At 69.5% G+C, this 9,096-nt stretch carries 12 protein-coding genes; 5 read left to right on the forward strand and 7 right to left on the reverse strand.

Features of this window, described 5'->3' with window-relative positions; genetic code table 11:
* On the forward strand, positions 1–529 hold a 529-nt coding region (locus tag DQP56_RS20035; protein WP_112688434.1), incomplete at its 5' end, for a M15 family metallopeptidase.
* On the opposite strand, the gene DQP56_RS20040 is transcribed toward DQP56_RS20035, so the two are convergent.
* Complete coding sequence (locus DQP56_RS20040) at positions 522–836, reverse strand: MTH1187 family thiamine-binding protein (protein ID WP_112688437.1); 315 nt, start codon at positions 834–836, stop codon at positions 522–524. The genes DQP56_RS20035 and DQP56_RS20040 overlap by 8 nt on opposite strands.
* A gap of 52 nt (positions 837–888) precedes the next feature.
* On the opposite strand from DQP56_RS20040, the gene dtd reads away from it, so the two are divergent.
* Together dtd and DQP56_RS20050 are read left to right on the forward strand one after the other, a co-directional pair.
* On the forward strand, positions 889–1,320 hold the full coding sequence (dtd, locus tag DQP56_RS20045) for a D-aminoacyl-tRNA deacylase (RefSeq protein WP_112688439.1): 432 nt from the start codon (positions 889–891) through the stop codon (positions 1,318–1,320).
* 47 nt (positions 1,321–1,367) lie between these two features.
* Positions 1,368–1,793 carry a DUF2834 domain-containing protein gene (locus DQP56_RS20050; protein WP_112688441.1) on the forward strand — a complete coding sequence of 142 codons (426 nt, stop codon included), beginning with the start codon at positions 1,368–1,370 and terminating at the stop codon, positions 1,791–1,793.
* Positions 1,794–1,923: 130 nt separating this feature from the next.
* Here the strand turns inward: DQP56_RS20050 and DQP56_RS20055 are convergent, their stop codons facing one another.
* From DQP56_RS20055 to DQP56_RS20070, 4 genes are all read right to left on the reverse strand, one after another.
* The gene (locus tag DQP56_RS20055) at positions 1,924–3,387 is read right to left on the reverse strand and encodes a lipase maturation factor family protein (RefSeq protein ID WP_112688443.1); all 1,464 of its coding nucleotides are present in this window, start codon (positions 3,385–3,387) and stop codon (positions 1,924–1,926) included.
* Positions 3,388–3,436: 49 nt separating this feature from the next.
* Complete coding sequence (locus tag DQP56_RS20060; RefSeq protein WP_112688445.1) at positions 3,437–4,711, reverse strand: competence/damage-inducible protein A; 1,275 nt, start codon at positions 4,709–4,711, stop codon at positions 3,437–3,439.
* Positions 4,712–4,735: 24 nt separating this feature from the next.
* Complete coding sequence (locus DQP56_RS20065) at positions 4,736–5,203, reverse strand: hypothetical protein (protein ID WP_112688447.1); 468 nt, start codon at positions 5,201–5,203, stop codon at positions 4,736–4,738.
* A gap of 129 nt (positions 5,204–5,332) precedes the next feature.
* The gene (locus tag DQP56_RS20070) at positions 5,333–5,590 is read right to left on the reverse strand and encodes a hypothetical protein (protein WP_112688449.1); all 258 of its coding nucleotides are present in this window, start codon (positions 5,588–5,590) and stop codon (positions 5,333–5,335) included.
* 92 nt (positions 5,591–5,682) lie between these two features.
* On the opposite strand from DQP56_RS20070, the gene DQP56_RS20075 reads away from it, so the two are divergent.
* Both DQP56_RS20075 and DQP56_RS20080 read left to right on the forward strand, forming a co-directional pair.
* Positions 5,683–6,465, forward strand: a complete 783-nt coding sequence (locus tag DQP56_RS20075) for an HAD family hydrolase (RefSeq protein WP_112688451.1) — start codon at positions 5,683–5,685, stop codon at positions 6,463–6,465.
* A gap of 132 nt (positions 6,466–6,597) precedes the next feature.
* Positions 6,598–7,728, forward strand: a complete 1,131-nt coding sequence (locus DQP56_RS20080; RefSeq protein WP_112688453.1) for a nitronate monooxygenase — start codon at positions 6,598–6,600, stop codon at positions 7,726–7,728.
* A gap of 4 nt (positions 7,729–7,732) precedes the next feature.
* Here DQP56_RS20080 and DQP56_RS20085 read toward each other — a convergent pair whose 3' ends face one another.
* Positions 7,733–8,179: a hypothetical protein gene (locus DQP56_RS20085; RefSeq protein ID WP_112688455.1), complete on the reverse strand. Its 447-nt coding sequence runs from the start codon at positions 8,177–8,179 to the stop codon at positions 7,733–7,735.
* The coding region (locus DQP56_RS20090) for a DUF58 domain-containing protein (protein WP_133258983.1) at positions 8,179–9,096 on the reverse strand (918 nt) is incomplete at its 5' end. The genes DQP56_RS20090 and DQP56_RS20085, both read right to left, overlap by 1 nt.

Genomic DNA, 9,096 nt, shown 5'->3' on the forward strand with positions numbered 1-9,096 from the left:
CCGTAGCGCAGTTCCCGACGCGATCATCGACCTGCGGTACGCCACGACCAACAACTTCACCGGCGTGCAGCTGTATCCGGCGAACGCCCGGTGCCTGGTGCACGAGTCGCTGGCCCCGGGGTTGGCGGCGGCAGCCGATGTGCTGCGCCGACGCGGCCGAACGCTGGTGTTCTGGGACTGCTACCGCCCGCATGCGGTACAGGTCCGGATGTTCGAGGTGGTGCCGGACCCGAATTGGGTTGCCCGCCCGGGACCGCTGGCCCGCAGCCACGAGACCGGGCGGTCGGTCGACGTGACCACCGCCGACCCGCAGGGCCGGCTGGTCGAGATGGGCACCGGCTTCGACGACTTCTCCCCCCGTGCCGCTGCATTCGCCGAGGGGATCGGCGCGCAGGCCGCCGCCGAACGCGCCGCCCTGCGCGAGGCGATGAGCGCCGGCGGCCTCGCCGTCTACCCCGGGGAGTGGTGGCACTTCGACGGGCCGGGCGCCGGCGTGGGCAGGCCGATCCTCGATGTGGCGGTCAATTAGGCGGTGGCGCCGCCAGGTGCCGCTCCACCGACTCCACCTTGGTGCTCATCGCGTCGACCGCGCCGGCTCGCCAGTCGGCCTTGATTACCGTGCTCACTCGTGGTGACCGGGCGGCCACCGCTTCCACCGCCCGCTGCACGACCGCCATCGCCTCGGCCCAGCTGTCGCTTTCGATCACCGTGAACATCGAATCGGTGCGATTCGGCAGCCCCGACTCGCGAACCACCCGCACCGCTTCCGCGACGATCTCGCCGACTCCCTCGCCCGCCCCCAGCGGCGTGACCGAGAACGCAACCAACACCGACATTGCGACCACCCTCCCGCAGACACCACCACCGAGCCTACTTAGCATCGAGCCCGTGCGGGTTCTGGTGCAACGCGTCGCGTCGGCGCGAGTCACGGTCGACGGCGAAACCGTCGGCGCCATCGCCCCGGACGGACAGGGACTGGTGGCGCTGGTCGGGGTCACCCACGACGATGATGTGAAGACAGCCCATCGGCTCGCCGAAAAGCTCTGGTACCTACGGATTCTCGACGAACAACGATCGGCGGCCGACGTGGGTGCACCGATCCTGGTGGTCAGCCAGTTCACCCTCTACGCCGACACCGCCAAGGGGCGGCGCCCGTCCTGGAACGCCGCTGCCCCCGGTGCCGTCGCCGAGCCGCTGGTCGACGAGTTCGCCGAGGCGCTGCGGCGGTTGGGTGCCCGGGTGGCCACCGGCCGATTCGGGGCGCACATGCACGTGGAACTGGTCAACGACGGCCCGGTGACCGTGCTGCTCGAGCTCTGAGGCGAAACCCGCCGTGCCCGGCACGGCGCGCCGTTAACGTTGCCAGGATGGACACGTCAGCCAAGATCCGCTGCGGGGGCTATGCCGCGATAGCGGTCGTCGCCCTGATCGCCACCTGGAGCCAGAACCTGGCCTACGAGGGCTCCGATTTTCTCTCCCGGTTCATCCCGGACACCGCAGTGACGCCTGCGTCGCGCTCGATCACCGCCGATATCTTGATGCTCTTCTTGGCGGCGGCGGTGCTGATGGTCGCCGAGGCTCGCCGGCACCACGTCCGGTTCGTGTGGGCCTACATCGCAGGCGGATTCCTCATCGCGATCAGCGTCACGTTCCCGTTGTTTCTGATCGCCCGCGAACGACGGTTGGCGGCCGAGGGCGCGCAGACACCCCGACTGGGTGTTCTGGATATGACGCTGCTGGCTGTGGTCACGTTGGTGTTGGTGGCCACCACGCTGTGGGTCGACACCCGGTAGCGGCGCCCCTCACCATCTCCGTCAGCGTGAGTCGGGGTGCCGGCCTTTCCGATTCGACACGATCCCCGGGGCGCGTGTCCCCACCCCGACTTGACGACCGCCCGCCCGAAGCTGGGTGACCACCGCGGCGCTAACGGGGGCCCGGCGGCGCGGGCGTCCCGCTCACCGACACCGGCGGCAGATAGACGCCCACCAGGCTGCGACGCCACCACGCCCGATCTCGCCGACGCTCGGCAGGTGTGGTGAAGCGGTATTCGTAGAGCAGCGCCCGCACGTAGCGCGGCGGCTCGTCGGGAAACGGGTTGTGGCGCAACAGTCGCACGGTATCGCGGTCGTTGCGCAGCAGACGTTGCAACAGGGCGTCGCGCCACGGTCGCGCGTAAGCGGGTGAGAGCGCGGCAAACCACATCAGCCAGTCCAGCCGCAGATGGTATGGCGCCCATTGCCGCGGCAACCGATCCAGCGCACCGGGTTTGCCCTTGAACTCGTATTCGCGCCAGACCGTCTGGTCGGTGAGCTCTGTGGCTGCGGTCCCCTCGATGACCACTTCCCGGCGGCAACGGCCGACGGTGCCGAATGCCCCGTAACTGTTGACCAGATGAAACGGGTTGAACGAGGCGTTCATTCGCTGATGCCGTGAGGCCAGGTTGCGCACCGGCCAGTAGCTGAGCACGACCACCGCGGCGGTGAACGCGATCACCACGGCGGTGAACCACACCGGGGATTCCGGCATCTCCGGTGGCCGCAACCCGGGAAACAGTCCGGTGAGCCAGGATTGGTCGAGCGCAGCGGCGGCCAGCACGATCGTCACCCAGTTCAGCCAGGCGAAGTTGCCGGAGGCCACCAGCCACAGCTGGGTGACGATGATGATCGCCGCCGCCGCCCCGGCGATCGGCTGGGGGGCGAACAGCCCGAACGGCACCACCAGCTGGGCGAAGTGGTTGCCGGCGGCTTCAATACGGTGCAGCGGCTTGGGCAGCTGGTGGAAGAACCAGCTCAGCGGGCCCGGCATCGGTTGGGTCTCGTGGTGGAAGTACAGGCAGGTCAAATTGCGCCAGCAGGAGTCACCACGCAGCTTGATCAACCCCGCCCCGAACTCGATCCGGAACAGCAGCCACCGGGCCAGCCACATCACCAGCACCGGCGGTGCGACCCGGTCGTTGCCCAAAAACACCGCCAGGAACCCGGCCTCCAGCAGGATCGACTCCCAGCCGAACGAGTACCACGCCTGGCCGACGTTGACGATCGACAGGTACATCACCCACAGCAGCAACCAGATCGACATCACCGCCCACAACGGCACCAGCTCGCCGGCGCCGGCCACCAGCGCCGCCGCCAGCGCCGCGCCGGACCAGCAGGTGGCGGCGAAGAACCGATCCGAGTAGTGCAGCTGGAATATGCTGGGCGCCACCCGAAATGACCGCCGTCGCAGGTACCGCGGCACCGGCAGCATGCCGCTCTCGCCGATCAGCGCGCGAAACTGCCGCCCGGCAGCGACGAACGCGACCACGTACACCGCGGCGATGCCGCGTTGCAGCACCAGCCGGCCCAGCCAATAGCCGGACCCGTCGAACCACGCCCACTGTGTGTCCACGCCCGCAACTCCTCGGTGTGACGTTCATACCACCGGTTGCGGGTCACCATCAGCCGGTTGACAATGCGCGTCGCAGCAGATGCATCGCCACCGTCGTCGACCGTTCCCGGACGTCGGCTCGGTCCCCGGGCAGCCGAGTCGTCCGGGTGAGCAGCGTGCCGTCGCCCAGGGCAACGCAGAAACAGACCGTGCCCACCGGCTTGTCCGGCGTTCCGCCGCCGGGCCCGGCGATTCCGGTGATCGCCACCGCGGTGTCCGCGGCGAATCGGCGCAGTGCGCCGGCGGCCATCGCCTCGGCCACCGGTTCGGAGACCGCGCCGTGCTCGGCGATCAATGCCGGGTCAACGTCGAGCAGGTCCGCCTTGGCGTCGTTGGAGTAGGACACCACCCCGCCGGCGAGATAGTCCGAGGCCCCGGGCGGGTCGGCCAGTCTGCCCGCCAGCAGGCCCGCGGTGCACGATTCCGCGGTCGCGATCCACCGGCCGGCCAACAGCCCCGCCACCAGATCGTCGATCCGCGAACCGTCTTCGGAGAAGATCGCCCGGGCGTGCCGCTCACGCAGCACCGCCAGCAGTTGTACGTAGGCCGCCGCCGCGTCAGGCTCGTAGCGGGTGACGATCTCGAGCTCGCCGCCACGAAGGCAGGTGGTGATCTCCAGCCGCACGAAGTCCGCGATCACTTGTTGTGCGTGCCGCAGCGTGTCGGCCAGCCCGGACTCGGGCAGCCCGAACATCCGCACGGTCTGCTGTTCGTAGTGGGTCCGGCCGGCGATCGCCTGCTGCACTTCGGGGGTGTTGATCGCCTTGTGCCACATCGGTTGCAACTCGCGGGGCGGACCCGGCAGCACCACCACCGTCGGGGCGCCGGGCACCACCACTCCCGGGGCGGTGCCCACCGGGTCGAGCACGGTCGAGCCGGCCGGGATCAACGCCTGCTTGCGGTTGGCCGCCCGGACCGTCGCGAAATCCGGAGCGCCCGGACCGGTGAAGCGCGCCATCAGCGGCTTGATGATCTCGGCGATCCGGGCCTCCAGTGCGGCGTCGAGCACCACATCCCGGCCACAGAACCGGGCGACGGTGTCGACCGTCAGGTCATCAGCCGTCGGCCCCAGGCCGCCGCTGGTGATGATCAGGTCGACACCCTCGCCGGCCAGGAACCGCAGCTGTGCCTCGATGTCGCGGGGCCGGTCGCCGCAGATCGTGATGTGCGCCAGTTCAACTCCGAGCTCCAAGAGCCGGTCGGCCAGCCACGGTCCGTTGCGATCTGCGATCCGCCCGGTGAGGACCTCGGTACCGGTGACGACGATTCCTGCGCGTGCGCTCACCGGTCCGAGGTTACGGCCTCAGCGTCAGGGCAAGCCGGGAATCAGCATGACCTCCATCGGCGTCACCGGAGCCGTCGGCGCGAAGATGCCGGGGACCATGGTGGTCGGTGCGGCCGCCACCGGTGTCGTGCCGCCGAAGTTCGGCAGCGGGAACGGCAGCACCGAACTGAGGTTGGCCAGCCCGGGCAGGCCGGCGGGCTGGCTGGCCGTCGTCGTGGTCTGCGGCACGTTGAGTGTGGCGGTGGCGATCGGCGACTGCGCCGGCGACGCGGCGGGCGCCAGCGGCGTTCCGCTCAGCGCGGAGGTGGTGGTCTGCAGCAACTGCTGCGGAATGGCCGTCGAGGACGCGACCATCTGCTCGACCACACCGGGCAGCCCCGGGTTGATCGGAGCGGTGTCCGCGGTGGCGGCGGTGCTGGAGGCGAGCGCCCCCAGGAACAGTCCCGCGGCGGCACCGGCCGCAACAGTGAGGTACTTACGGATTCGTGACATGGCTTCTTCCCCATCCCGATAACAACAAGGTCGGGACCGAAGTTAGCGCTGTGAAAAATGTCGCCCAGAGTGACACGAGGGGCGGTTATGCAACCGTTGCCAACCGGAGCCGCCCCGGTTACCGATGCGCTATCTGGCCAGCCAGCTCTGGATCTTGCCCAGATCGGTGGTGTAGGCCAGCAACACAGAGTCCTCATAGTGCGCGCCGCCGTTGAGGGTGCCGGCATCGCGCCACACGGCGTGGACGTGGAAGACCCCCCGACCGTAGACGTCGACGCGCTCCCGCTGGGTTCGCTGCCAGCCCAGCTGCTCGGCCCGCTCGGCCAGGGTCTGGCGCGCCTCGCCCGCAGCGGTCTCACTGGTCGTCGAGGCGGTCTGTTCATCCATAGGCCGAACACGCTATCAGCTGCCGGTTTCGCCACTGCCGCTGCGGCGCGTGACCACCAACGCCGGCGGGCCCCGCCGTAACATCGACGCCGATGACCAGCGATCTGATCGCCGAGATCGGCAGCACCGAGCCGGGAGCCCGGGTCGGGGCGTTCTTCGACCTGGACGGCACGCTGGTGTCGGGGTTCACCGCCACCGCGCATGCCGGCGACCGGATCCGCCGGCGCCAGGCCCGGGCCGGCGAGGTGCTCGGCGTCATCGAGGCCGCCGTGCGGTACCGGTTGGGCCGCATGCAATTCGAACGCCTCTTGATACGCGCGGCGGGTTACCTGCGCGGCGAATCGATCCGTGAGCTCGACGACATCGGTGAGCGGCTCTTCGCCGACCACATCACCGGCCGGATATACCCGCTCATGCAGCAGGTGGTTCGGGCCCACCAGCAGCGCGGCCACAGTGTGGTGCTGAGCTCCTCGGCGCTGACCATCCACGCCGAACCGGTCGCCCGGTATTTGGGTATCGGACAGGTGCTGTGCAACCGGTTCGAACTCGACGAACAAGGACTGCTGACCGGTGACATCGTCAAACCGGTGGTGTGGGGCCGCCAGAAGGCGGCTGCGGTGCAGCGGTTCTGCGCGGACAACGGGATCGACCTCGGCCAGAGCTTCTTCTACGCCGACGGCAATGAGGATGCCGCACTGATGTCGCTGGTGGGCCGGCCACGGCCGGTCAATCCGCGGCCCGGGCTGGCGGCGCTGGCCGCCGAGCACGGCTGGCCGGTGCTGCGTGTCAGCGGGCCCGGCCGTCCGCCCGGCCGTTCCCTGCGTCGCGCAGCCGGTTTCGGGGTGGCGGTGTTACGGGCTGTCGCCACGCGCTGAGCGGTTACACGATCGGCGGTAGTGTGGGCTGCAGAGCGCTCACCTGGTGGCCGACTGGCCTAGCCGCGCCCGGGTCTGGTACTAAATTAGAACACGTTCCACTTCCATCCGCCGCCCTCGAAGGAGTAGGTCATGCACACTCCCCTCTGCGACGAACTCGGCATCGAGTTCCCGATCTTTGCGTTCACCCACTGTCGTGACGTGGTCGTCGCAGTGAGCAAGGCTGGCGGGTTCGGGGTGCTCGGCGCGGTCGGCTTCACCCCCGAGCAACTCGAGATCGAACTGAAGTGGATCGACGAGAACATCGGGGACCACCCCTACGGCGTGGACATCGTCATCCCGAACAAATACGAGGGCATGGACTCCGGGCAGTCCGCCGAGGAACTCGCCGAATCGCTTCGCAAGCTGGTACCGCAGGAGCACCTGGACTTCGGCAAGAAGCTGCTCGCCGACCACGGTGTCCCGGTCGAGAACGCCGCCGAGGACAGCCTGCAGTTGCTCGGGTGGACCGAGGCGACCGCCACCCCGCAGGTCGAAGTGGCGCTGCAGCATCCCAAGGTGACGATGATCGCCAACGCGCTGGGGACTCCCCCGGCCGACATGATCAAGCACATCCACGAGTCCGGCCGCAAGGTCGCCGCGCTGTGCGGCTCCGCATCGCAGGCGCGCAAGCACGCCGCGGCCGGTGTGGACATCATCATCGCCCAGGGCGGCGAGGCGGGCGGCCACTGCGGCGAGGTGGGTTCGATCGTGCTGTGGCCCGAGGTCGTCAAGGCCGTGGCACCAGTGCCGGTGCTGGCGGCGGGCGGCATCGGCAGCGGTCAGCAGATCGCCGCGGCCCTGGCGCTGGGCGCCCAGGGCGCGTGGACCGGCTCGCAGTGGCTGATGGTCGAGGAGTCCTCCAACACCGAGGCGCAGCACGCCGCCTACATCAAGGCGACCAGCCGCGACACCGTCCGCAGCCGCTCCTTCACCGGTAAGCCGGCCCGGATGCTGCGCAATGAGTGGACCGAGGCGTGGGAGGCTCCGGGGAACCCCAAGCCGCTGGGTATGCCGCTGCAGTACATGGTCTCCGGCATGGCGGTCCGGGCGACCAACAAGTACCCCAATGAGAGCGTCGACGTGGCGTTCAACCCGGTGGGCCAGGTCGTCGGCCAGTTCACCAAGGTGGAGAAGACCTCGACGGTCATCGAGCGCTGGGTGCAGGAGTACCTCGAGGCGACCAGCACCCTGGAGGCGCTCAACGAGGCCCCCGGAGTCTGACCGGTTACCGTTCGGTGCCCAGAAACGGTTGAGCCACCACGACGCAGAGACCGAGCACCACGAACGGCGCCAGTAGCGGCAGCCACGGCAGACTCCATGGGAACGCCGTGGCCGCCACCCCGGCCACGGTGAACCCGAGGACGGCGATCACCGTCGGCAGTGTCATCGTGCCGGCGTGCCGCAACACCAGGTATCCCACCGCGGCCAGCCCGGCCACGGCCGCCGAAACCGTTGGCGGATCGGTGATCCCGACCGCGACGACTGCCAGCAGCACTGCAACCGTCGCCGCTGCCGCCCACCGGAGTCCGGCCAGCACCGCGCCGGCGGCGGCCAGCGCCGCAACGGCAGCCGGCCCGGAGGCGCCAGATACGACGGTCGCCGTCATCGCCATCCCGCACGCGCCGGACAACACCAGCGGCAGGGTCTCGGTGGCGCCGACCGGACGCCCCATCACCGCACCACCGTCGGGCGGTGGCGCTGCATCGCCAGCAGCATCGACTGTTCCAGTGTCTGCGATGGTGGCCACGATGCGACGTCGACGCCGATGCTGGCCATGTCGCGGTACATGGCGGTGCGCTCCAGCATCCAGATCCGGCTGACCAGCGGATCGGGGTCCTGCTCGAACGGGGGGCCGGCCAGCACGTCGACGGCGAGCACCACGTGGCCGCGTTTGCGCAAGTCGGTCAGCGCGAGCGCGAACTCGGTGTCGAGCAGGGTGGAGAAGGCGATGATGAGGGCGCCCGGTGGCACCGCCGCCCGCGGTGCGAGCGTTCCGGTGGTTTTCTCGAAGCCGTCGCCGGCGCCCAGCACCGCGTCGACGATGCGATAGAACTGACGCTGTCCGATATCCGCGCCGACCCAGCGCGGCTGCCGGCCACCGAGCGTCACGACGCCGGCGCGGTCACCGTTGCGCAACGCGGTCTGCACCACCTGCGCGGCGCCGATCACCGAGCGTTCGGTCGCGGCCGTCGCCGGCCCGCGCGGCTGCGGGTAGCCGTCGATCAATACCACCACGTCGGCGGCCCGATCGGTCAACCGCTCGGTCACGTGCAGTCTCCCCCGTCTCGCGCTTACCGGCCAATTCACCGAACGCAACGGGTCACCGGGGGTGTAAGGGCGGATGTCGGCGTACTCCACGCCGCGGCCCGGGTGCCGGGTCAGGTGCGTTCCCACCCGGTCGAGCAGTTCGCTGTGCGGGGTCGGCGTGGCCTGTGGGGGCGCCAACGGAAACACCGTGACCTCGCCGACCTCGACGGTGGCCGTCCCGGCCAGCAACCCGCCCCGCGCCACGGCGGTCACGGTGGCCCGGATCGGGTAACGGCCCCAGCGTTCCGCGCGGGCGGTCACGACCGTGCATGAGTCGGACTC

Source organism: Mycolicibacter senuensis, from assembly GCF_003284925.1.
GTDB classification, from domain to species: Bacteria; Actinomycetota; Actinomycetes; order Mycobacteriales; family Mycobacteriaceae; genus Mycobacterium; species Mycobacterium algericum_A.

Bases quoted from the DNA above. Each gene is read 5' to 3' on its own strand.
- DQP56_RS20040 (WP_112688437.1), bottom strand. From the start codon at position 836: ATGTCGGTGTTGGTTGCGTTCTCGGTCACGCCGCTGGGGGCGGGCGAG.
- DQP56_RS20050 (WP_112688441.1), top strand. From the start codon at position 1,368: ATGGACACGTCAGCCAAGATCCGCTGCGGGGGCTATGCCGCGATAGCG.
- DQP56_RS20065 (WP_112688447.1), bottom strand. From the start codon at position 5,203: ATGTCACGAATCCGTAAGTACCTCACTGTTGCGGCCGGTGCCGCCGCG.
- DQP56_RS20070 (WP_112688449.1), bottom strand. From the start codon at position 5,590: ATGGATGAACAGACCGCCTCGACGACCAGTGAGACCGCTGCGGGCGAG.
- DQP56_RS20075 (WP_112688451.1), top strand. From the start codon at position 5,683: ATGACCAGCGATCTGATCGCCGAGATCGGCAGCACCGAGCCGGGAGCC.
- DQP56_RS20080 (WP_112688453.1), top strand. From the start codon at position 6,598: ATGCACACTCCCCTCTGCGACGAACTCGGCATCGAGTTCCCGATCTTT.
- DQP56_RS20085 (WP_112688455.1), bottom strand. From the start codon at position 8,179: ATGGGGCGTCCGGTCGGCGCCACCGAGACCCTGCCGCTGGTGTTGTCC.